This is a genomic window from Aquabacterium sp., assembly GCF_041915145.1.
Lineage (GTDB): Bacteria > Pseudomonadota > Gammaproteobacteria > Burkholderiales > Burkholderiaceae_C > Aquabacterium.
The window spans coordinates 40,898-64,039 of sequence record NZ_JAYSBZ010000004.1; the positions used below are offsets into that span (position 1 = coordinate 40,898).

The following is a 23,142-nucleotide window of genomic DNA, read 5'->3' on the forward strand; positions in this document are numbered from 1 at the left end:
CAAGAGAACCTGAAAAAGGACCCCGAACCATGACGTACACCGTCGGCGGCAGCAAGAGTGAGCTGCGTCACGCCAAGCGCCAGCTCGTCACCGTGCTGGATCTCAACAAGTGCATCGGCTGCCAGACCTGCACCGTGGCGTGCAAGAACATCTGGACGAAACGCCCTGGCACCGAACACATGCGCTGGGCCAACGTGACCACTTACCCTGGAGCGGGCTATCCACGCAACTACGAGCAAAAGGGCGGCGGCTTCAAGGACGGCAAACCCCAACGCGGTGTGATACCGATCTACTCGGAGACCGGCGACAACTTTCAATTCAACCAAAAGGAAGTGATGTTCGAGGGCCATGGGCAGCGCGTGCACATGCAGCCCAAGCGCCACCTCGATGGGCAAGACCCCGACTGGGGCTACAACTGGGACGAAGACCAGGGCGGCGGCGAGTGGCCCAATGCGTTCTTCTTTTATCTGGCGCGCATGTGCAACCACTGCACCAATCCTGCGTGTCTGGCCGCCTGCCCCACGCAAGCCATTTACAAGCGTGAGCAAGATGGCATCGTGCTGGTGGATCAAACCAAGTGCAAAGGCCACCGCCATTGTGTTGAAGCCTGCCCCTACAAGGCGATCTACTTCAACCCGGTTTCGCAAACCAGCGAGAAATGCATCATGTGCTTTCCTCGCATCGAGCAAGGCATTGCTCCAGCGTGCAGCCGTCAATGCCCGGGTCGGGTGCGTTGCTTTGGCTACATCGACGACGAAACCACCTTCGTTCACAAGCTCGTCCACAAGTGGAAGGTGGCTCTGCCGCTTCACCCCGAATACGGCACCGAGCCCAATGTCTTCTATGTGCCGCCCATGGGATCGCGCGCCTTCGACGGCGAGGGCGAAATCACCGACAAGAGCCGCATCCCCAACGAAAAGCTCATGGAGCTGTTTGGCCCCCGGGTGATCGACGCTCTGGCCGTGCTGCGCGACGAGCGCGAAAAGCAACACCGCGGCGAGAAGTCCGAGTTGATGGACATCCTGATCAGCAACAACTGGAAAGACCGCTTCGGCGGTTTCGACAAAGACCCGCTCACCCAAGCCGGCGCGAACAAGGAGTCGTGATCATGCAAGCCATCCGAATCAAAGCCAGCAACGACGCGCTGCTCGATCCGGCCTCCTCAGCTTGGGCGGCAGTCAAGTTCACGGCGTTCGACATGATGCCCACGCCGTTGGCGATGGTGGAGTCAGCCTCCCCGTTTCTGGCCATCAGCACCGACCATGGCGCCATCAAGCATCTTGATGTGGCATTCATCCACAACGGGTCGTCGCTGGCCGTGGCGCTGCGCTGGGCATCGGCGCGACACGATCAAATCAAAGAGCTGAATCAGTTCGTCGACGGAGTGGCCGTGATGTTTCCGCTGGCGCGCACATCAATCGCCATGACGATGGGAGCAAAGGGGGCTCCGGTCAATGCCTGGCTGTGGCGCGCCAACAAGCCCGCCCCTTTTTGCGTGATCGCCGAAGGCTTTGCCGCCACACGCCGTTTGCCGGCCGATGAGGCGGGCGATCTTGCCGCGAGCGCCCACCACGACGGCAGCCGGTGGACGGTGATCATGCGCCGATCACTTCAAGGCCCCGACGGGCACGCGCGATTGGTGCCTGGACAAAGCACCAGGGTGGCCTTCGCCGTATGGGACGGAGGCAACGCCGAACGCTCGGGGCGCAAGTCGTTCTCGGGCGACTTCATTGATCTTGAATTGGCTCGCTGAAAGGGGTGCCCCATGAATACACCGACGAGCGAAGACGTCTACGTGCAGATACCCAGCATCAAGCGCGCCCAAGCCGCACGCTCGCTGGTCTACCAGGTGTTCAGTCGCTTATTCATTTATCCGGATTCACCTGAACAACAGGCATTTGTGCAATGCGATGCATGGCCATTGCTCGAAAGCGCGCGCGAGCAACTGCCCTACTCAATCGACATGCTCCTGTCATTGCAAGCCCCGGAACCCGATCTCGAATTGCCCGTCACGTACACGCGCTTGTTCGACAACTGCAGTGGTCGCGCCATGCTTTCGTTGCACGAGAAGGATCACCGGAGCGAATCTCCCGACAGCCTCTGGGAAGACCTGATCCGCTTTTACGAGCATTTCGGTATCCGTTATGAGCTGGGCGGCATCAACAAAGAGTGGCCGGACTGGATCGGCATCGAACTTGAATTCATGCACTACCTGAGCGCGCTCGAAGTGGCCGCCCCCAGTGATACGCACGCGGCCAGCGTGATTGCCGCGCAAGCCGATTTCATTGACCGGCATCTCGCACGCTGGATCCCCAGGCTGTGCGACGCACTGGCAAAAAAGGCGCCCCAAACCCCCTATGGAGCATGTGCCGCAGCCCTGGGTGAGTTTGTGCGCGCCGATCAGCAATTCAACCAGCAACGTCGGCCACTGGCTCGTGCAGCCTGATCTTCGCCTTGCATATCAGCACTCTTGTTTTCAATCCCACCGAAAGAGACACCCCATGGACAAGTTCAACTTCACTCACATCCCCCTGCCCGAATTACCGATGGGCGGGCTTGAAACACCGCTCAGCGACGACGAACGCATGATCGTCGACGCGGCGAGCGCGTTCGCCAAAGAAGTGATGCGCCCGCTGGGACGACAGCTCGACCGCATGACGCCTGAAGAGGTGATCGCGCCCGAATCGCCGATCCACGGCTTTTTGCAGCAACTCAAGGACATGGGAATCGGCCCCGAGGGGCTGCTGTCAATGACGCCCGAACAGATGGCGCGCATGCTGCCCATCGTGCAAGGCATTCTCGGCTGGGGGGATGCAGGGCTGGCCATCTTGGCAGGCAGCACCGGCTTTGCCGGCCTGGCAGCACACCAAACGGGCAACCCGGAGCTGATCGAGCGATTCGGCTCAGCCGTCGGCTGCTGGGTGGGCACACAGCCTGATCGCGGATCGGATTGCTCCGACATCGAAGGCAAGGAGATTTACCCGGGGCGCCGTCACGGCAAACCCAACCTCACGGCTCGAGTCACAGCCGATGAGGTCATCCTCAACGGCCAGAGCTCCGCATGGGTTTCAGGCGCGCCGATCGCGCAATGCGCGCTGGCCTACGTGCCAGCCGACTACGGCGATGGCTTGTATGACGCCAACGGCCTGATGCGTGGTGTCGCCCTGTTTGTTCCGTTCGACGAGAAAGGCGTGAAGAAGGGCAAGCCACTCGACAAGTTGGGCCAGCGTGCCTTGCCACAAGGCGAGGTATTTTTTGACGAAGTTCGCGTGCCACGCCGCTATGTGCTCGCCGACGAGAGCACCTTCAACGGCAGCTTCTTCAGCTCGTTCACCCTGGCCAACATGGAGATGGCTTGCGTGTTTTCAGGGCTGGCGCGCGCCGCCTACGAAGAAGCCCTGGCCTACGTGCATCAACGCAAGCAAGGCGGTGCCGTTCTGATCGATCACCAAGGTGTTCGCGCTCGCCTCTACAAGATCTGGGAGAAGGTTGAAATCTGCCGCGCCATCACGCAGCGCGCCTGCAATTTCAACGTGATCGGCCAGCCGCATGTGCTGGCGTCAATCACGGCAAAGGTCACCGTCACCGAACACGCGCTCGCCGCCGTGAGCGAGTCCATGCAGTTGTTTGGCGGCAATGGCCTGACGCGTGAGTACCCGCTCGAAAAGATGTATCGCGACGCACGGGCCGCAACCGTTGAAGACGGCGAAAACCATGTGTTGGGGCTGGTAGCCGCCGGCCACCTGAGCAAGTGGTACCGCCATCACAACGAATGATCGTGTTCTCGATCGCCCAACCGAATCTCACCGGAGTTCACAACATGTGCAGTTCTCTTACGCGCGAGCCACTTGATCTGAATGATCGCGTGGCCGTCATCACTGGCGGCGCCAGCGGCATTGGCCTGGCTCTGGCACTTCGCGCCGCTCAGGCCGGCATGCGGGTTGCGCTGGCCGACATCGAGCAGGGCACGCTTGATCGCGCCATCGAGCGCGTGCAGCAAGCCGGCGCACAAAAGGTCATCGGCGTGATCACCGACGTCTCTCGCCTCGAATCGGTGCAGGCATTGGCCCAGGCCGTAAAAAGCCAACTGGGCGATCCATGGCTGATCGTCAACAACGCCGGGGTCGCGAAGCCCGGCCTGTCGTGGGTACTCAAGAACAGCGATTGGTCCTGGGTGGTTGGCGTCAATCTGGGCGGCGTGATTCATGGCATCACCACCTTCCTGCCTGGGCTGGTCGAGCGCAACGCCGGCTATGTGGTCAACACAGCTTCAGCAGCAGGCCTGATGGGCGTGCCCGGTGGTGCCGCCTACGTGGCATCAAAACACGCGGTGGTAGGGCTGTCGGAGTCGATCTACCGCGAGCTGCACGCCGTGAAGTCGTCAGTCGGTTTGTCGGTGCTCTGCCCGGCAGCGGTTGATACACGTATCGCCTATGCAGACCGCAACCAACCGGGCGTCGAACATTACGAGGCACCGACGGAAGGTTTGCCTCCCATTCCGCTGGAACAGCCCCTGCAGGTGTTGTCGCCACAGGCCGTGGCAGATCATGTATTTGAAGCCATGGAGCAGCGGCGCTTCTGGGTGTTGCCACACACAGACCTGATCGGCCCGGCCATTCGCGCACGTGCGGCACAAATCACCGAGCAACGCAACCCCGACGCCATCAGCGTTGACCGCGAATCAGCCTTCGTTCACAGCCTCGCGACGGGCGTCGATTTCGTCGAATGCCCCCCACATCGATAAAGGAGAAGACACATGAGCAAGAAATGGATCGTGGGCGCCGTGGCAGTCGTCGCCGTGCTCGGCGCAACCCACTGGATGGGTCTGTGGCCGGGGGCGGCCAACGAGGTTGACGGAAAGCGCTTCAGCGTCGACACCACCCCATTGGGTCGACTGCTCGATACGCCCTGCACGCGCGAACTGTTCATCCACAAATTTGGTGCCGCAGCCATGGTTGGCTCGCCGCAAATCAGCCTGGCCAGACATTTGACGATGAAGCGTCTGTCAGCCTTTCCGCTTGCGCACATCAACGACCTGAAACTGCGCGCCATGCAAGCCGAGTTTTCGAAGCTTGATCCCGAATCGCCAGCCTGTCAGCGCCCTGCCCCCTGACACCACTGCACCACATGCATCTATAGGAGCGCCCCGTGTTCTCAAACATTGCCAAAGGTCTACGCGCATGGCGCCGCCACGGCGTACTGCATAAAAGCCCATGGTGGATCAACGCCCGCATGGTATTTGCCGACGTGCCTGTCGAGCGCGAGGTGGTCAAGGAGTGGGTGCCGTTCCCGCTGACGATCCCCAAGCAACCGATCGCCACGGTTTTCGTGGCGCATTACCCCGAATGCGTATTCGGCAACCCCTACCACGAGGTCGGACTGATGATTCAAGTCAAGCTGTTCGGGCTCTTTCCGATGCTCCATTGCCCATGGATGCTCGTTGACGACGACCTGCACCTGATCAATGGCCGCGAACTGCTGGGTTATCCCAAAAAGATGGCCAAGATTGAATACACCGAAGACGGCGAACGATTCGTGGGCACAGCCTGGCGGCGCGGCCAAGAGGTTTTTCACATCGAAGGATCGATTGGCAAGCCCTTGAGCCGGCCACGCCCGGGCGCTGGCCAGTGGTGGATCAACATGCGCCATCTGCTGACGTTCTTCCCTGGCCATCTGGTGATGTTCCGCCCCGAAGAAACCGTGCATCACGCCAACGAGGTGCCCGACATCCGGGTCACGCTCTCGCCCAGCGAGTTCGACCCCATCGGACACACCACCGGCCCTGCATTCCACGGCTCGATCCGCACCTGCGACATGGGCGGCAGCCTGACCAAGCCCCCCATCCGCATCTGGCCCGTGGGCCCATTCTTCCAGGCCAAGCTCGCGCCGTTTCGCACCCGTTAATACGGTTCCAGTTTCTATCTCGACATCACAGGAGACGCTTCATGAGCCCCAATGACATCATCAATCGCTTTCCGCTGGCGATGATCCCGACTGCCACGGCAAACATCAAAAAGACTTGGCAATACAACATCACGCACCCTTGCTACGTTGTCCTCGACCACGGCAAGTGCGAAGTGCATGAGGGCAACGCCGACCCGTTCGACGTGCGATTCACCATCTCGGACGACAACCTCGTAGCCTTGTTCCGGGGGGAGCTTTCAGGCATGGCGGCATTCATGTCCGGCAAACTCAAAGTCGAAGGTGACCGCATGTTTGCCCAGCGCATTCCATCGTTGTTCAACACCGATGTACTGCTGGGCAAGGTTTGAGCGGTAAAGCCTGCACTTCTTCTATGAAATTTTGAATCCTGTCTGTTCTCGGCAACTTGGGCCCAATGGGTGGCTTCCACCCTTGGGCCATTTTTTCTATTGCCTTGGCCGCGCCGCCCCTCAATCTCAGTGCGCCTGATCCCAGTTGTCGCCCTCGCCGACTTCGGCCAGCAACGGCACCTTGAGCTGCGCCACGCTGGCCATCACGCGCGGCACCTCGGCACGCACCCACTCGACCTCGTCGTGCGGCACCTCGAACACCAGTTCGTCGTGCACCTGCATGATCATCCTGGTGCGCTTGCCTTGCGCGTCCAGCTCGCCTTGCACGGCGATCATCGCCAGCTTGATCAGGTCGGCCGCCGTGCCCTGCATCGGCGCATTGATGGCCTGACGCTCGGCCCCGGCGCGACGCGGCCCGTTGCCGCCACGGATCTCGGGCAGCTCGATGCGGCGCCCGAAGAAGGTTTCGACGTAGCCCCGCTCGGCCGCGCGCGCCTTGGTTTCGTCCATATAGCGTTTGACGCCGGCAAAGCGCGCGAAGTAGCGGTCGATGTAGTCGCGCGCGGCCTTCTGCTCGATGCCCAGCGACTGCGCCAGCCCGAACGCGCCCATGCCGTAGATCAGCCCGAAGTTGATGGTCTTGGCGTAGCGGCGCTGCTCGCTCGTCACCTGGTCGGGCGCGATGTTGAACACCTCGGCGGCCGTGGCGCGGTGCACGTCCATGCCCATTGAAAACGCCCGCAGCAGGCCGGGGTCTTCGCTGATGTGCGCCATGATGCGCAGCTCGATCTGCGAATAGTCGGCCGAAACGATGCGATGCCCCGGCGGCGCGATGAAGGCCTCGCGGATGCGACGCCCCTCGGCGGTGCGGATCGGAATGTTCTGCAAGTTGGGCTCGTTGCTCGCCAGCCGCCCCGTTACCGCCACGGCCTGCGCGTAGTTGGTGTGCACCCGCCCGGTGGCCGGGTTGACCATCAAGGGCAGCTTGTCGGCATAGGTGCTCTTGAGCTTGGCCAGACCGCGATGCTCCAGGATCTTGGCGGGCAGCGGATAGTCCTCGGCCAATTTTTCGAGCACCTCCTCGTCGGTGGACGGCGCCCCGCTGGCGGTCTTCTTCACCACCGGCAACTCCAGCTTGCCGAACAGGATCTCGCCGATCTGTTTGGGCGAACCCAGGTTGAACGGCTGACCGGCGATCTCGTGCGCTTCGCGCTCCAAAGCCATCAAACGCTGCGCCAGCTCGGCGCTCTGCTGATTGAGCAGCCGCGCGTCCACCAGCACGCCGTGCCGCTCGATGCGCTGCAAGACGCGCGACGCGGGCATTTCGATGCGCTCGTACACGAAGCGCATGCCCGGCTCGGCTTCGAGGCGCGGCCACAGCGTCTGGTGCACGTGCAGCGTCATGTCGCTGTCTTCGCACGAGTACTCGGACGCCCGCTCCACGTCGACCTGCGCAAACGGGATCTGGTTCGCCCCCTTGCCGCACAGCGCCTCATAGCTCAGCCCGCTGCGGCCCAAATGGCGCGAGGCCAGGCTTTCGAGGTTGTGCGGCTTGTGGGCCTCCAGCACGTAGCTTTGCAGCATGGTGTCGTGCACGTAGCCGCGCACCGCGATGCCATGGTTGGCCAGCACGTGGGTGTCGTACTTGATGTTCTGCCCGAGCTTGGGCCGCGCCGCGTTCTCGAACCAGGGCTTGAGCCGCGCCAGCACGTCGTCGAGCGGCAATTGATCGGGCGCCCCCGGGCCGTTGTGGCGCAGCGGGATGTATGCGCCCTCGCCCGGCTTGACGCTGAACGACAGGCCGACGATGCACGCCTGCATCGCGTCGAGCGAATCGGTTTCGGTGTCGAGCGCCACCAGCTCGGCCGACTCGATCAAGCCTAGCCAGCGCTCGAACGTCGGCCAGTCGAGCACGGTGTCGTAGTGCTTGTCGAGCGGCGCGGCCACGGGTGCGTCGGGCGGCGCGCCAAACAGGTCCGCCGTCTGACCGGCACCGCCTACCGAAGCCGCGCTCGCCGCCAGCGACTTCTCGAGCTCGACCCGCCAGGTCTTGAAGCCGTACTGGGTGTAAAAGCGCAGCAAGCCCTCGGCGTCCGGCTGCTGCAGCACCAGGGCGTCGAGGCTGGGCCAGTTGGCCACCTGCGCGCTGAGGTCGCAATCGGTCACCACGGTGATGAGCCGGCGCCCTTGCGGCAACCAGTCCAGCGCCTTGCGCAGGTTCTCGCCGGCCACGCCCTTGATGGTCGACGCGGCAGCAATCACGCCATCGAGCGAGCCGTATTCGGCGATCCATTTCGCGGCGGTCTTGGGGCCGACCTTCTCGACGCCCGGCACGTTGTCCACCACGTCGCCAATCAGAGTCAGGTAATCGATGATGCGGTCGGGCGGGACGCCGAACTTGGCGATGACGCCGGCCACGTCGAGCGTCTCGTTGCTCATCGTGTTGACCAGCGTGACGCGCTCGTTGACCAGCTGAGCCAGGTCCTTGTCGCCGGTGGACACGACCACGTCCACACCCGCTTGCGCCGCCACCCGGGCCAGCGTGCCGATGGCGTCGTCCGCCTCGATGCCGGGCACTTCCAGCACCGGCCAGCCCAGCAGCTTCACCACCTCGTGGATGGGCGCGATCTGCTTGGCCAGATCCTCGGGCATGGGCGGGCGGTGCCCCTTGTAGTCGGCATACCACTCGTTGCGAAACGTCGGCCCCTTGGCGTCGAACACGCATACCGCCCAAGTGGCCTTCACCTGCTGGCGCAAGCGCTGCAACATCGCGACCATGCCATGCGTGGCGCCGGTGGGCTCGCCTTGCGGCCCACGCAGATCGGGCATGGCGTGATAGGCACGGTAGAGATAGCTGGAGCCGTCGACCAGCAAAAGGGTATTGCTCATGGGCCGGCATTTTCGCCGACCCAGCCAAGCGACGCGCCCGCCGCGAACGACTTCTACAATGCGGCCTGCACGTCCCCCTCCACGCTCACACCCCATGGCTGTTTTCACCGAAGTGACGGCGTCCGAAGCCGCTGAACTGCTTGCTCGCTTGAATCTGGGCACGCTCACGTCCATCAAGGGCTGCGCCTCGGGCATCGAAAACACCAACTACTTCGTTTCGAGCGAGCGCGGCGACTACGTGCTGACGCTGTTCGAGCGCCTCACCGCCGCGCAGTTGCCGTTCTATCTGCATCTGATGAAGCACCTGGCGCAGCACGGCATTCCGGTGCCCGACCCGCAGGCCGACGCGCAAGGCGAGATCCTGCATGCGCTCAAAGGCAAGCCCGCCGCCGTGGTGACGCGGCTGCGCGGCGCCAACCAGCTGTCGCCCCAGGCACCGCACTGTGCTCAGGTGGGCGCCATGCTGGCCCGCATGCACCTGGCCGGGCAGAGCTACGAGCAACAGCAACCCAATCTGCGCGGACTGGCCTGGTGGCAAGAAGTGGTGCCCACCCTGCTGCCCTACGTCGATGCCGCGCAGCGCGATCTGATCACCAGCGAATTGCGCTTTCAGCAGGAGCTGGCCGCGTCGCCCTCGTTCGCCGCGTTGCCGCGCGGCCCCGTGCACGCCGATTTGTTCCGCGACAACGTGATGTTCGACGGCGACCAGTTGGCCGGCTTCTTCGACTTCTACTTCGCCGGCTGCGACACCTTCTTGTTCGACTTGGCCGTGACCCTCAACGACTGGTGCATCGACTTGGCCAGTGGCGCCATCGACGCCCCCCGCGCCCAGGCCATGGTGGCGGCCTACGACGCCGAACGCCGCTTGGGCGACGACGAGATCGCGCTGCTGCCCGCCCTGCTGCGCGCCGGCGCCCTGCGCTTCTGGTGCTCGCGCCTGTGGGACTGGCACCTGCCGCGCGAAGCCGCCCTGCTCAAGCCGCACGACCCCACACACTTCGAGCGCGTGCTGCGCCTGCGTCGCGACGCCCCCTGGAGCTATCGACGTGGTTGATGCCGCCAAACCCGATGTGCCGCTGACTGGCGTCAAGCTGCGCGTGGTGCCGGCCCTGCAGGGGTCCTTGTGGGTGAAACATGGTCTGCGCGCCTTCTTCCAGCAGCCACTGGGCTTTGCCGGACTCTACGGCGCCGTGGTGTTCGCGGGCATGCTGTTGATGAGCATCCCGGTGATTGGCACGGTGGCCGTCATCGCCCTCACGCCGACCATCACGCTGGCATTCATGCGGGCGGTGCAATTCACGCTATCCGGGCAACGCTTCGGCGTGACCGTCCTGATCGACGTATGGCGCGCCGCCCCCCAACGACGACAAGCACAGATCAAACTGGGACTGTTGTATTGCGTTTGCGTGGCCGCCGTGCTCGTGCTGCTGGCGGCCACGGCGTCGAACACCACCGCCCTGAAAGATCTGCTCAACGGCACCGACGCTGCCCGCGAAGCAGCCTTGCAAGACCCCGCCCTGCTGCGCGCCATGCTGCTGTCCATGCTGGCCTACGTGCCGGTATCGATCGCCTTCTGGCATGCCCCGGCTCTGGTGCAGTGGGCCGGGCAATCAGTGGGCAAGGCGCTGTTCTTCAGCATCATGGCCTGCTGGCACAACCGGTGGGCCTTCACGATGTTCGGGCTGGCCTGGGGTGGCGTGGTGTTCATGGCCGCCACCATCGCCGCCACGCTGGCAACCGCCCTTCAATCGCCACAGGCGTTGGAGCTGGCAATGATCCCGATCGCGGTGATCTTCGGCGCCTCGTTCTACGCTTCGCTGTACTTCAGCATCGTCGATTGCTTCGAGCAGAAGGCGCCCGATTCGATCAATCGATCGGCGTGAGCTTGGCCACGCTGAGCGCCAGCCACTTCAGGCCGTGGCGCCCGAAGTTGATCTGCGCGCGGGCATCGTCGCCACTGCCCTCGAGCGTCACCACCACGCCTTCGCCGAACTTGGTGTGGAACACGCCCTTGCCCACCTTGAGGCCTTGCGGGTTGGCGCGCTGCATCGGCGCCGCGCCAAAGCTGGGGGCTGCGGCGGGGGCATCCACGCGCCCCGCCCCCACCACCGAGCCCATGCCTTTGCCGCTGCTCCAGGCTTGCTGGTAGTCGCGCGCAAAGCCTGAGCCGAAGCCCTGGTTGCGTGGCGTGATCCAGCGCAGCGTGTCTTCGGGCAACTCGTCGAAAAAGCGGCTCTTGACGTTGTAGCGCGTCTGGCCGTGCAGCAGGCGCGTCTGGCTGAAGCTGAGGTAGAGCCGCTTGCGTGCCCGCGTGATCGCCACGTACATCAAGCGGCGTTCTTCTTCGATGCCATCGGCGCTGCTCAACGAGTTCTCGTGCGGGAACAAGCCCTCTTCGAGCCCGGTGATGAACACCGCGTCGAACTCCAACCCCTTGGCAGCGTGCACCGTCATCAGCTGGATAGCGTCCTGCCCCGCCTGGGCCTGGTTGTCGCCGGCCTCCAGCGCGGCGTGCGTCAAGAAGGCTGCCAGCGGCGACATGATCTCGCCGGTTTCGGCATCAGGCGTTTGATCAACCGCGGCCACAGCAGTCGGCACGGCGGGGTCGTCGCTCACGGCGATCGCGCCCGGTTGCTCATCGACCGGCAAGGCCACGGCGTCTTTGCCGAAGCCTTCCTGCGTCACGAAGGCCTCGGCCGCGTTGATCAGTTCGACCAGGTTTTCGAGGCGGTCTTGCCCTTCTTTTTCAAGCCGGTAATGGTCAGCCAGCCCCGAGGCTTCGATGACGTGCTCGATGATTTCGCGCAGCGTCAGGCCGCGCGTGGCGTCGCGCATCGCATCGATCAGCGCCAGGAAGGCCGCGAGGTTGGCGCCGCCCTTGCCGCTCACCGCCGTCACGCTCTGCGCCAGACTGCGCCCGCTGCTGCGCGCGGCGTCTTGCAATTGCTCGAGCGTGCGCGCCCCGATGCCGCGCGTCGGGAAGTTCACCACACGCAAGAAGCTGGTGTCGTCGTTGGCGTTCTCGATCAGGCGCAGATAGGCCAGCGCGTGCTTCACCTCGGCGCGCTCGAAGAAGCGCAAGCCGCCATACACGCGATACGGAATGCCCGCGTTGAACAGCGCCGACTCGATCACCCGCGACTGCGCATTGCTGCGGTAGAGCACTGCGATCTCGCTGCGCGGCAGACCGTCGCGATGCAACAGGCGCGCTTCGTCCAGGAACCACTGCGCCTCGCCGAAGTCACTGGTCGATTCATAGACGCGCACCGGCTCGCCGGCCCCCGCATCGGTGTGCAGGTTCTTGCCCAGGCGCCGCGTGTTGTGCGAGATCAGCGCGTTGGCCGTGTCGAGGATATTGCCGAAGCTGCGGTAGTTGCGCTCCAGCTTGACCACGTTCTGCACGCGAAACTCGCGCTCGAAGTCGGCCATGTTGCCGACCTGCGCACCGCGGAAGGCGTAGATGCTCTGGTCGTCGTCACCCACCGCGAACAGGCTAGCCTCGCGCCCGGCGAACATCTTCAGCCAGGCGTATTGCAGGCGGTTGGTGTCTTGAAACTCATCGACCAGAATGTGCCGGAAGCGGCGCTGGTAGTGCTCGCGCAGCTCGGCGTGGTCGCGCATCAGCTCGTAGGTACGCAGCATCAGCTCGCCGAAATCGACCACGCCCTCTCGCAGGCATTGGTCTTCATAGGCTTGATACACCGCCAGCTGCATGCGACCGAGTTCGTCGCGCGGTTGAATATCTTTCGGACGCAGGCCATCGTCCTTGCTGCCCGAGATGAACCACGAGGTCTGCTTGGGCACGCAGCGCTCTTCGTCAAAGCCCAGGCCCTTGATGACGCGCTTGACGGCCGAGAGCTGGTCTTGCGTGTCGAGGATCTGAAAGCTCTGCGGCAGGCCGGCGAGCTTCCAGTGGGCGCGCAAGAAGCGGTTGCACAGGCCGTGGAAGGTGCCGATCCACATGCCGCGCGTGTTGATCGGCAGCATGGCCGACAAGCGCGTGAGCATCTCCTTGGCCGCCTTGTTGGTGAAGGTGACCGCCATCACGCCCGCCGGGGTGACCTGGCCGGTCTGCAGCAGCCAGGCGATGCGCGTGGTGAGCACCCGCGTCTTGCCCGAACCCGCCCCAGCCAGGATCAAGGCCGGCCCGGCAGGCGCCGTGACGGCGGCCAACTGCTCGGGATTCAACCCGGTCAACAGCGTGTTGGCATGGGTCGGGATGGCTGCCGGCGCGGGGGCGGCAAACAGATCGGGGTGGTCGCTGGTCGGGGCACTCATCCGCGAATTTTAGAAGCCTGTGCCGAGGCAGACGGCATGGCGTCAATCAGACCCCGTCAATGGCGCGACTCAATATCGCCCGTTGATACCCGCGATGCGCAGATACAGGTTGGCCGCCCACGCCACCAGGCCGCGCCGCACGCGCACGGCCCACGTCGAGCCGCCCGCCTGCGTGGCCGGCACTTCGCTGGACGCAGCGAAATCGACGTCCAGCTCGCCCGCCAGCTCGGCCACGAAGCCGGAGTCGCGCACGATCACGTTGGCCTCCAGGTTCACCAGCAGCGACAGGGGGTCGATGTTGGAGCTGCCCACCGTGGCCCAGCTGTCGTCCACGATGGCCACCTTGGCGTGCAAGAAGGCCGGGGTGTACTCGAAGATTCGCACCCCCGCCCCCAGCAACTCGCCGTAGAGCACCCGGGCGGCCATGGCGGCGAAGCGGTAGTCGATCTTGCCTTGCAGCAGCAGGCGCACCTGCACCCCGCGCCGGGCCGCCTTGCGCAAGGCGCGCCGAAACGCATGCCCGGGATAAAAGTAAGGCGACACCAGATCGATGCGCTGCCGGGCCCGCGCGATGGCGTCGATGTAGCTGCGCTCGATGGTGCGGCGCTGACGCAGGTTGTCGCGCACCACGAAGGCGGCGCGCATCGGGGCTTGTGCGTGCGCGGCCTCGGTGAACGCCTCGCGACGATCTTGCGCCAGGCCCATGCGCAACTGCCGCATCAGGCCGCGCGCCCGCACCAGCCGGCCGGGGCCGCGCATCAGCTCGGCAAGCTCGTCGCGCCAGTCCCGCCCCACTTGCGCCCGAGTCCACATGGCCCGAGTCGTCTGTTCGATGGGCGCGACCACCGGGCCGCTGACCTGCACCGAGTAATCGAGCCGTGGTTGTTCAGACCTGCCATGACGCAGGTCGATGCGGTCATCGATCAGGTTGACGCCGCCCACGAAACCGACCTGGCCATCGACCACGCACAGCTTCATGTGCAGGCGGCGCAAATGCCCGGGCTTGAGCCAGTTCCACCAGCCACGCACCGGGCGGTAGACCGCCACCGCCACCCCGGCCGCGGCCCAATGCGCCAGCGTGCTGCTCACGGTGTGCAGCGAGCCGAAGCCGTCCGCCACCACATGCACCTGCACGCCGCGCCGCACGGCCCGCGCGAGCGCCGCCGTCAGGGCCTGCACGGCGGCATCGTTGTGCACGATGTAGGTGGCGAGCCAGACCTCGCGCTCGGCGCGCTCGATCTGGTCGATCATGGCCGGGAACAGCGCATCGCCACCACGCAGCAGGCGGATGTCGTTGCTGCCGACGAACAAGGGGCGCGGCTGCACATACCAGGCGGCCTGCTGCAGCAGATGCGAGCGCTCGTTCGGGTGGTGCGACATGCTTGGCAGGCCTGGCTAACGATGCTCGCCGGTTGGGCCGCTCACGCGGGCTCCAGCTCCACCACCAGCGGCAGATGATCGGACATGCGCGCCCACGCCGAGCCGCGCGGCACGAAGGTCGACAGGCATTTCAGGCCGCGGGTGTAGACGCGATCAAGCGCGAACACCGGCACGCGCGAGGGGTAGGTCAGCTCGCGGCCGCCCTTGGGCGCATGCGCGCGCTGCAAGCCGGCCACGCCCATGCCGCTGTCGAGCCGCTCGCCCCAGTCATTGAAGTCGCCCGCCACCACGACGGGCGATTCGGGCGGCACGTGCTGATCGATGTAGCGCGTCAACTTCTCGATCTGCCGCAAGCGGCTGCCGTGGATCAGCCCCAGGTGCACCACGATCGTGTGCACCTGCATGCCCCGCCACCGCACCGGCACATGCAACAGCCCGCGCTGCTCGAAGCGGTGGTCGGACACATCGTGGTGCCCGACATCGCCCAGCGGCCAGCGCGACAGCAGCGCGTTGCCGTGCTCGCCGTCGCGGGTGTAGGCATTGGTGCGGTAGGCCACCTCATAGCCCTCGGGCGCCAGGAAGTCGGCCTGCGGTTGATCGGGCCAACCGAACCAGGTGCGCTCGAACCGTCTCGCATCTCGTTGATTGAAGCGCCGCACTTCCTGCAAAAAGACCAGATCGGCATCCAGCGCCTCCACCCCCAGGCCGAGGTTGTGGATTTCGAGCCGCTTGTTCGGCCCCATGCCCCGCACACCCTTGTGGATGTTGTAGGTGGCCACGCGCAGCGTGGTGGACGTCAGGCGACTGGTGCTGTGACCGCTGGCCCCACCCAGGCGCGAGCGAGAAAAATGACTGGCTGAAAAATGACGACCGCCCGACATGCTTGGCTCCGTGGATGATGGACTCAAGTCTGCCCCGGCTACCGCCCGACGCGTCTCGGTAACTGCAGCAGGGCGTCGATGTTGGAGGGCGAAAAACAACGCTGCGCCGCCTGCTGCCAGGGCAACCACTCGTAGCGCAGATGCTCGCGCGGCGCCAGCGTCACCCCGACGTCGCGCGGCACGAGCAAGCTGAACACGTGCTCGGTGTTGTGCGTCACGCCCGGCGCGTAGCGATGCCGCCAGCGCTCGTAGATCTCATAGACGTTTTCCTGCCCCCAATCGACGAGATGGGCCGACGGCACCGCCGCGCCGCCCACCACGATGCCCGTTTCCTCGGCCACCTCGCGGCGCGCAGTCTCGGCCCAGGTTTCATCCAGCGTGTCCTTCGACCCCGTCACGCTCTGCCACGTACCCGGCGCATCGGCGCGCTCGATCAGCAGCACGTCGAGCTCGGCCGAGTGGATCACCACCAGCACCGACTGCGGGATCTTGGGCGGGCGAGAAGGAAGCGATGTCATCGGATGCAGTCAAAAGAAGTCAGCACGGGGCAACCATCAGACCAAGAAAAAGGGGTGCAACGCGGCACCCCTGATTCTGCAAGCGCTGCCGGCTCGGCAACAGGCCTCAGGCCTGCGTCGGCGTCGGGTTGCGCAGGCGGATGTGCAACTCGCGCAACTGCTTCTCGTCCACCAGGCTCGGCGCCTGGGTCAGCAGACACTGGGCACGCTGGGTCTTCGGGAAGGCGATCACGTCGCGGATCGACTCGGCGCCGGTCATCATGGTCACGATGCGATCGAGGCCGAAGGCCAGACCGCCGTGCGGCGGCGCGCCGTATTGCAGCGCGTCGAGCAGGAAGCCGAACTTGAGCTGCGCGTCTTCGGCGTTGATCTTGAGCGCGCGGAACACCTTGCTCTGCACCTCTTCGCGGTGGATACGCACCGAGCCGCCGCCGATCTCCCAGCCGTTGAGAACCATGTCGTAGGCCTTGGCAATGCACTTGCCCGGGTCGGTTTCGAGAAAGTCCTCGTGGCCGTCCTTGGGCGCGGTGAACGGGTGGTGACAGGCCACCCAGCGGTCGTCTTCCTCGTCGTACTCGAACATCGGGAAGTCCACCACCCACAGCGGGGCCCAACGGTCTTCGAACAGGCCCTTGGCCTTGCCGAATTCGCTGTGGCCGATCTTGACGCGCAGCGCGCCGATGGCGTCGTTCACAACCTTGGCCTTGTCCGCGCCGAAGAAGATCAGGTCGCCGTTCTGCGCGCCGGTGCGCTTCATGATCTCGGCAATCGCGGCGTCGTGCAGGTTCTTGACGATGGGCGACTGCAGACCGTCGCGGCCCTTGTCGGCTTCATTGACCTTGATCCAGGCCAGCCCCTTGGCGCCGTAGATCTTGACGAACTCGGTGTAGGCGTCGATCTCGCCACGGCTCATCTCGCTGCCGCCCGGCACGCGCAGGGCCACCACGCGGCCGTTGGCGGCGTTGGCGGGCGTCGAGAAGACCTTGAAGTCCACGTCCTTCATCACGTCGGTCAGCTCGGTGAATTCGAGCTTCACGCGCAGATCGGGCTTGTCGGAGCCGTACAGGCGCATCGCGTCGGCATACTCCATCACCGGGTAGGCCGGCAGGTCGACATTCAACGCCGTCTTGAAGGTCTGGCGGATCATGCCCTCGAACATGTCGCGAATTTCTTGTTCGCTCATGAACGAGGTTTCGATATCGATCTGCGTGAATTCGGGCTGGCGGTCAGCACGCAGGTCTTCGTCGCGGAAGCACTTGGTGATCTGGTAGTAGCGGTCGAAGCCGGCCACCATCAGCAACTGCTTGAAGAGCTGAGGCGACTGCGGCAGCGCGAAGAAGTGGCCGTCGTGCACGCGGCTGGGCACGAGGTAGTCGCGCGCGCCTTCGGGCGTGCTCTTGGTGAGCATCGGGGTTTCGATGTCGATGAAGCCGTTGGCGTCGAGGAACTTGCGCACCTCCATGGCCACGCGGTAGCGCAGCATCATGTTCTTCTGCATCTGCGGGCGGCGCAAGTCGAGCACGCGGTGCGTCAGGCGGGTGGTCTCGCTGAGGTTCTCGTCGTCGATCTGGAACGGCGGCGTCACGCTGGGGTTGAGCACTTCGAGCTCATGCGCCAGCACCTCGATCTTGCCGCTGGTCAGGTTGGCGTTCTCGGTGCCGGCCGGACGGGCGCGCACGACGCCGACGATCTTCAGGCAGAACTCGTTGCGCACATCTTCGGCGGTCTTGAAGGTCTCGGCGCGGTCGGGGTCGAACACCACCTGCACCAGGCCTTCGCGGTCGCGCAGGTCGATGAAGATCACGCCACCGTGGTCACGACGGCGGTGGGCCCAGCCCATGAGGGTGACGGTTTGACCGAGCAGCTTTTCGCTGACGAGGCCGGCATAAATGGTACGCATGGGGTGAGTCTCCGAATCAATCAGGGGCCGCCCCGCATTGCTGCGACAGCGACCGTTCATTCAAAACAATTTTTGGCGAGGCAGGTCAGACCCGCGTCGTCTTCGCCTTTGCAGCCATGTCGGGCGGGGCCACGACGCCCATCGAGATGACGTACTTCAGGGCTTCGTCGACGCTCATGTCGAGCTCCACCACATCGGCGCGCGGCACCATCAGCATGAAGCCCGAAGTCGGGTTGGGCGTGGTCGGCACATACAGGCTGAGGTAGTCGCCGCTCAGGTGCTGCGCCACCTCGCCACTCGGCTTTCCGGTGACGAACGCGATGGTCCAGGAGCCCGCGCGCGGATATTGCACCAAAACCGCCTGGCGAAACGCCTGCCCGCTGCTCGAAAACAGCGTATCAGACACCTGTTTCACCGACGTGTAGATCGACTTGACGATGGGAATGTGAGAAACCAGCCGGTTCGACTGCTTCAGCACCCACTGCCCGAAGATGTTGGTGACTAGCACCCCCGTGAGAAACAGCACCGCCACCACCACGATGACGCTCAGGCCGGGAATCTCGGTGAGCCGCTGCAGCACGGGGTGCACGCTGCTGGGCAGTACCGTCTGCGCCGCCGCGACCACGCCGCCGAACACACCGTTGAGCAGGCCCACGACGTGCAGCAGCACCCAGATGGTGACCGTCAGCGGCAACCAGGCCAGCAGGCCGGTGATGATGTACTTCCTCACAGCGCCCCGTTCAATGGCACGCGCAAGACGAACCGCAGGGCGTGCCGCCCGACGCCGCATCGCCCCCCGAAGCCGCGCCCGCGGCCGGCGCCGAGCTGTCGGACGAAGCCGCAGCAGCACCCGACGCAGCCGCGCCAGCACCCGAAGCCCCGCCACCACGGAAGTCGGTCTGATACCAGCCCGAGCCCTTGAGCTGGAAGCCGGCGGCCGTGAGCTGCTTCTTGAAAGACTCGGCGCCGCACGCCGGGCAAGTGGTCAGCACCGGGTCCGAGATCTTTTGCAGCACGTCCTTGGCATGGCCACAGGCGTCGCAGCGATATGCATAAATGGGCATGACAACCTCATTCAGTCCCAAAAAGATGGGATTTTAGGCGGCATGCGCCAAATGCTGGCGGTGATCGACTATGAATTGAGGCACGAGCGAGCCAACTGCCATCCCGAGCAGCGCAGCCAGCAGCCCGGCCAGCTGCCCTGGGAAGACTTCCCCCCAACCCAGGATCTGCGGATACGACGAGGCCCAAACCAGGATGCCGGCCGCGATCGAGAGAATCGCGCCCTGGGTAGTCGAGCGCTTCCAGTACAGGCCGAACGTCAGCGGGACGAACGCGCCCACCAGGGTTACCTGATATGCCGACGAAACGAGGTCGTAGATTGACGTGCCCTTCATCAGGATCGCGTAAACCAGCACCAGCGAGGAGAACACCAGAATGGTGATCCGCATGGCCAGCAACTGCTGCTTGTCAGTCATGCCGGGATGGATATGACGCAAGATGTTCTCGACAAAGCTGGTGCTGGGCGCAAGCAAGGTTGCCGACGACGTGCTCTTGATGGCCGACAGCAGCGCCCCGAAGAAAATGATCTGCATGACCAGCGGCATATGCGACATGATGAACGTCGGCAGCAGGCGCTGATAATCGTTCTTCGCCAGATCCATGGCTTGATCACCCATCACGGCGACCGCGCAGCACACCACGAACATCGGCACGAAGCCGAACACGATGTAGCTGGCACCGCCGATCACCGCCCCGTTGCGCGCCGTGCTGGCGTCCTTGGCAGACATCACGCGCTGAAACACGTCTTGCTGGGGAATGCTGCCCAGCATCATGGTGATGGCGGATGCGACAAAGAAGGACAGGTCCTTGAAGCTGGCCTGCGGCCACAGCTTCCACAAGTCACGCCCGTTGGCCACGGCCAGCACCTTGTCCGAGCCCCCTGCCAGACCGCTCGCGAACACGGCGATCACCGCCAGCCCGATGACGAGCACGATCATTTGAATGAAGTCCGTCCAAGCTACGGCCAGAAACCCGCCGACCACCACGTAGACGAGCACCGCCACCGTGCCGATCACCATGCCTGCAGTTTCGGAAATGGCACCGTTCGAAATCACCGAGAACACCACACCCAGCGCCGTAATCTGCGCTGCTACCCAGCCCAGGTAGCTCAGGATGATGGCAACCGAGCAGAATATTTCGACCCCTTTGCCAAATCGATGGCGGTAGAAATCGCCTATCGACAGTAGGCTCATCTTGTAGAGCCGCGTGGCAAAGAACAGACCTACCAAGATCAAGCAAGACCCTGCGCCAAACGGATCTTCGACCACCGAATTCAAGCCGCCTTGGACGAATTTGGCTGGCAAGCCCATCACCGTTTCGGCGCCAAACCACGTGGCGAACGTAGTGGTGATCACCATGATCAGAGGCAGCGATCGGCCGGCAGCAGCGAAGTCGGTCGTGCTCTTGACCCGCGTGCCGGCCCACACGCCGATGCCCAGCGTGCCCAGCAAATACAGAATGACGAAGACAAGCAAGGTGGTGTTCATGCCAGCAAGCTCTACAACTGAAAGGAGTGGGAGGAGTGGGGCCGGACACCGCCGGCAACGACAAAGCGCGCAAGTTTAGTGCCCATGGGCTGACACCTGCGCCCGCCTTCACGCAAGCCGGGGGCCACCCCGTGGCGCGACCTCACCAGGCGCTGTGGTAGAGCAAAAACACTCGCGCGAACAGCAGCCCGGCCACGAACCCGAGGCACACCCACAAGATGGTGCGCAGCAGTTGGTTGGTGCGGCGCGTTTCAGCCAGGATCGCCGCCAAGTCGGGCCGCAGCGTGGTGGACTGCGCCTGCAGCGCGTCATGCAACAAGCGCGGCATCTGCGGCAGCATCTGCGCGTAGCGCGGCGCCTCTTGCTTGAGCTGCGCCCAGACCGCGCGCCACCCCACCTGCTCGTTCATCCAGCGCTCCAGGAAGGGCCGCGCCGTGCTCCAGAGGTCGAGATCGGGATCAAGATCACGCCCCAGGCCTTCGACGTTCAGCAGCGTCTTTTGCAGCAGCACCAGCTGCGGCTGGATCTCGACGTTGAAACGCCGCGAGATCTGGAACAACCTCATCAGCACCTGACCCAAGGAGATTTCTTTCAGTGGCCGGTCGAAATACGGCTCGCAAACGGTGCGTACCGCGCCTTCGAGCTCGTCGATGCGCGTGCCAGCCGGCACCCAGCCGCTCTCGACGTGCAACTCGGCCACGCGCTTGTAGTCACGCCGGAAGAACGCAATGAAGTTCTGCGCCAGGTAGTCCTTGTCGAAGGACGTGAGCGTGCCGATGATGCCGAAGTCGAGCGCGATGTAGCGCCCGAAGGTGGCTGGGTCAAGCGACACCTGGATGTTGCCCGGGTGCATGTCGGCGTGAAAGAAGCCATCCCGGAACACCTGATTGAAGAAGATCGTCACGCCGTCGCGCGCGAGCTTCTTGATGTCGACACCGGCATCGCGCAGGCGCTGCACCTGGCTGATCGGCACGCCGTTCATGCGCTGCATCACGATCACGCTCGAGGTGCAGTAGTCCCAGATCATCTCGGGGATCAGCACGAGACTGAGCCCGTCCATGTTGCGCCGCAACTGCGCCGCGTTGGCCGCCTCGCGCACGAGGTCAAGCTCGTCGTGCAGGTATTTGTCGAACTCGGCCACCACCTCGCGCGGCTTCAGGCGCTTGCCGTCCGCCCACAGGCGTTCGACCCATCCGGCCAGGCGACGCATCAGCTCGAGATCGTCCTCGATCACGCTCAGCATCCCGGGGCGCAGAACCTTCACCGCGACGGGCCGCCCCCCCCTCAGCTCGGCAAAATGCACCTGGGCAATCGACGCGCTTGCCACCGGCCGGGTATCAAAGCTCGAGAAGATCGCGCCGATCGGTTGCCCGAAGGCTCTCTCGACCAGACGCACCGCTTCGTCACCAGGAAACGGCGGGACACGGTCTTGAAGCAAAGCCAGTTCCTGCGCCACGTCCGGCGGCAGCAGATCGCGACGGGTCGACAGCACCTGCCCGAACTTGACGTACAGCGGCCCCAGCCGCTCCATCGCCAAACGCAATCGCTGGCCGCGCGGCGCATTCAATCGACGCCCGACGGACAGCACGCGAGCCAGAACACTCAACCACGGGCGCCGCATGCTGGACAACGCCATGGTGTCCAGCCCATAGCGCAAGAAGACAAACCCGATGTAGAGCGTGCGCAGCAGCGATCTCATCGGACGCCCGAGCCTGACTGGTCCATCAAGCCCGCGCGCTCGCGCGCCGCGCCAACCACGTCCTGCAGCGCGACGTGCGCGCGCCGCAGCCACTGCATGGCCACATGCGCCTGCGGCCCGCCAATCACGCGGGCCAGATCGTCTTCGATGTCCCAACGCAAGTTATCGATCAGCCAAGCCACGTCCGACGCGAAATCGGCGTCGCCCTGAATCGCCATGGCGGGCCGCTGCCCGGCCAGCGCACGACGAAACACCGCCAAGGGATCCTGAAGATCCACCGTCACCGTGAGCCCGCCGGTTGCCGGCGCATCGTCAGTCAGTTGATCGAGCAGGCCCGCCGGCGTCACCTGCCATCGCAAGGCCGGCCCCCGCCCGCCCGCATCGCGAAACGGCAGACGGATGCCCAGACGCACCGCCATGCTGCGGCCAACATGGCGCCGCATGCGTTCGGCAGCAACAGGCTCGGACGCCAGCAAATGGTTGGCAACCAGGGTGATGCGTTCTTCGAGAAGGGGGCGGATCCCGAGTGGGGGAGTAGTCATGAGGCCATTGTAGGTGGCCGATCTGCCGCCTCTGGGCGCGTCCGCAAGCCGCGCCAAAGTATGCAAATGCAAGGAGAGTTGCCTCACGTTTGCCCCACATTTAAGTGTCATGGCTGTCATATTAAATTTGCGACAATGAAACGGGATTTCACAGAAGGGGCTTCCCGCGCCAGCGCTGGGGGTCGTGGAACTTGTTTCAATGGCCACGCTCACAGCACATCCGGGTGCTCGTCC

At 64.2% G+C, this 23,142-nt stretch carries 21 protein-coding genes; 10 read left to right on the forward strand and 11 right to left on the reverse strand.

The window, feature by feature from the left end; all coding sequences use genetic code 11:
• Window positions 1-29 precede the first annotated feature (29 nt).
• The 8 genes from ACE3SS_RS01435 to ACE3SS_RS01470 all read left to right on the forward strand — a co-directional run bounded on the left by ACE3SS_RS01435 (window position 30) and on the right by ACE3SS_RS01470 (window position 6,272).
• The gene (locus ACE3SS_RS01435; RefSeq protein ID WP_374590520.1) at window positions 30-1,106 is read left to right on the forward strand and encodes a 4Fe-4S dicluster domain-containing protein; all 1,077 of its coding nucleotides are present in this window, start codon (window positions 30-32) and stop codon (window positions 1,104-1,106) included.
• A 2-nt stretch (window positions 1,107-1,108) separates the two neighbouring features.
• Window positions 1,109-1,753: an ethylbenzene dehydrogenase-related protein gene (locus tag ACE3SS_RS01440; protein WP_374590521.1), complete on the forward strand. Its 645-nt coding sequence runs from the start codon at window positions 1,109-1,111 to the stop codon at window positions 1,751-1,753.
• A gap of 12 nt (window positions 1,754-1,765) precedes the next feature.
• Entirely contained in the window at window positions 1,766-2,446 is a 681-nt protein-coding gene (locus tag ACE3SS_RS01445) for a molecular chaperone TorD family protein (RefSeq protein WP_374590523.1), read from the forward strand.
• 55 nt (window positions 2,447-2,501) lie between these two features.
• Window positions 2,502-3,776, forward strand: a complete 1,275-nt coding sequence (locus tag ACE3SS_RS01450) for an acyl-CoA dehydrogenase family protein (protein ID WP_374590525.1) — start codon at window positions 2,502-2,504, stop codon at window positions 3,774-3,776.
• A complete protein-coding gene (locus ACE3SS_RS01455; protein WP_374590527.1) occupies window positions 3,773-4,744 on the forward strand; it encodes an SDR family NAD(P)-dependent oxidoreductase in 972 nt (323 codons plus the stop codon). Before ACE3SS_RS01450 ends, ACE3SS_RS01455 begins: the two co-directional genes overlap by 4 nt.
• 12 nt (window positions 4,745-4,756) lie before the next feature.
• Complete coding sequence (locus ACE3SS_RS01460; protein ID WP_374590529.1) at window positions 4,757-5,113, forward strand: hypothetical protein; 357 nt, start codon at window positions 4,757-4,759, stop codon at window positions 5,111-5,113.
• Between the two features lie 119 nt (window positions 5,114-5,232).
• Window positions 5,233-5,904: an acetoacetate decarboxylase family protein gene (locus tag ACE3SS_RS01465; protein WP_374590531.1), complete on the forward strand. Its 672-nt coding sequence runs from the start codon at window positions 5,233-5,235 to the stop codon at window positions 5,902-5,904.
• Window positions 5,905-5,945: 41 nt separating this feature from the next.
• On the forward strand, window positions 5,946-6,272 hold the full coding sequence (locus tag ACE3SS_RS01470) for an SCP2 sterol-binding domain-containing protein (RefSeq protein WP_374590533.1): 327 nt from the start codon (window positions 5,946-5,948) through the stop codon (window positions 6,270-6,272).
• Window positions 6,273-6,398: 126 nt separating this feature from the next.
• Here ACE3SS_RS01470 and polA read toward each other — a convergent pair whose 3' ends face one another.
• Complete coding sequence (polA, locus tag ACE3SS_RS01475) at window positions 6,399-9,161, reverse strand: DNA polymerase I (protein ID WP_374590535.1); 2,763 nt, start codon at window positions 9,159-9,161, stop codon at window positions 6,399-6,401.
• A 94-nt stretch (window positions 9,162-9,255) separates the two neighbouring features.
• Here polA and ACE3SS_RS01480 point away from each other — a divergent pair, with 94 nt between their 5' ends.
• Together ACE3SS_RS01480 and ACE3SS_RS01485 are read left to right on the forward strand one after the other, a co-directional pair.
• A complete protein-coding gene (locus ACE3SS_RS01480) occupies window positions 9,256-10,215 on the forward strand; it encodes a homoserine kinase (RefSeq protein ID WP_374590537.1) in 960 nt (319 codons plus the stop codon).
• A complete protein-coding gene (locus tag ACE3SS_RS01485; protein ID WP_374590539.1) occupies window positions 10,208-11,044 on the forward strand; it encodes a BPSS1780 family membrane protein in 837 nt (278 codons plus the stop codon). Before ACE3SS_RS01480 ends, ACE3SS_RS01485 begins: the two co-directional genes overlap by 8 nt.
• On the opposite strand, the gene ACE3SS_RS01490 is transcribed toward ACE3SS_RS01485, so the two are convergent.
• From ACE3SS_RS01490 to ACE3SS_RS01535, 10 genes are all read right to left on the reverse strand, one after another.
• Window positions 11,028-13,439, reverse strand: a complete 2,412-nt coding sequence (locus tag ACE3SS_RS01490) for a UvrD-helicase domain-containing protein (protein ID WP_374590541.1) — start codon at window positions 13,437-13,439, stop codon at window positions 11,028-11,030. The genes ACE3SS_RS01485 and ACE3SS_RS01490 overlap by 17 nt on opposite strands.
• Before the next feature lie 69 nt (window positions 13,440-13,508).
• The gene (gene clsB / locus ACE3SS_RS01495; RefSeq protein WP_374590543.1) at window positions 13,509-14,819 is read right to left on the reverse strand and encodes a cardiolipin synthase ClsB; all 1,311 of its coding nucleotides are present in this window, start codon (window positions 14,817-14,819) and stop codon (window positions 13,509-13,511) included.
• A gap of 41 nt (window positions 14,820-14,860) precedes the next feature.
• Window positions 14,861-15,700 carry an endonuclease/exonuclease/phosphatase family protein gene (locus tag ACE3SS_RS01500; protein WP_374590545.1) on the reverse strand — a complete coding sequence of 280 codons (840 nt, stop codon included), beginning with the start codon at window positions 15,698-15,700 and terminating at the stop codon, window positions 14,861-14,863.
• Window positions 15,701-15,738: 38 nt separating this feature from the next.
• Window positions 15,739-16,218, reverse strand: a complete 480-nt coding sequence (nudB, locus tag ACE3SS_RS01505) for a dihydroneopterin triphosphate diphosphatase (RefSeq protein ID WP_374590547.1) — start codon at window positions 16,216-16,218, stop codon at window positions 15,739-15,741.
• A 106-nt stretch (window positions 16,219-16,324) separates the two neighbouring features.
• Window positions 16,325-18,118, reverse strand: a complete 1,794-nt coding sequence (gene aspS, locus ACE3SS_RS01510; RefSeq protein ID WP_374590549.1) for an aspartate--tRNA ligase — start codon at window positions 18,116-18,118, stop codon at window positions 16,325-16,327.
• A gap of 85 nt (window positions 18,119-18,203) precedes the next feature.
• Window positions 18,204-18,848, reverse strand: coding sequence for a DUF502 domain-containing protein (locus tag ACE3SS_RS01515; protein WP_374590551.1), 645 nt, complete (start codon window positions 18,846-18,848; stop codon window positions 18,204-18,206).
• A gap of 10 nt (window positions 18,849-18,858) precedes the next feature.
• Entirely contained in the window at window positions 18,859-19,182 is a 324-nt protein-coding gene (locus ACE3SS_RS01520; RefSeq protein ID WP_374590553.1) for an FmdB family zinc ribbon protein, read from the reverse strand.
• A 33-nt stretch (window positions 19,183-19,215) separates the two neighbouring features.
• The gene (locus ACE3SS_RS01525; RefSeq protein ID WP_374590555.1) at window positions 19,216-20,667 is read right to left on the reverse strand and encodes a sodium:solute symporter family protein; all 1,452 of its coding nucleotides are present in this window, start codon (window positions 20,665-20,667) and stop codon (window positions 19,216-19,218) included.
• A gap of 142 nt (window positions 20,668-20,809) precedes the next feature.
• Window positions 20,810-22,366 (reverse strand): ubiquinone biosynthesis regulatory protein kinase UbiB, encoded by a 1,557-nt coding sequence (gene ubiB, locus ACE3SS_RS01530; protein WP_374590556.1) that lies wholly within the window; start codon window positions 22,364-22,366, stop codon window positions 20,810-20,812.
• On the reverse strand, window positions 22,363-22,908 hold the full coding sequence (locus ACE3SS_RS01535) for a hypothetical protein (RefSeq protein WP_374590558.1): 546 nt from the start codon (window positions 22,906-22,908) through the stop codon (window positions 22,363-22,365). Before ACE3SS_RS01535 ends, ubiB begins: the two co-directional genes overlap by 4 nt.
• Between the last annotated feature and the right edge of the window lie 234 nt (window positions 22,909-23,142).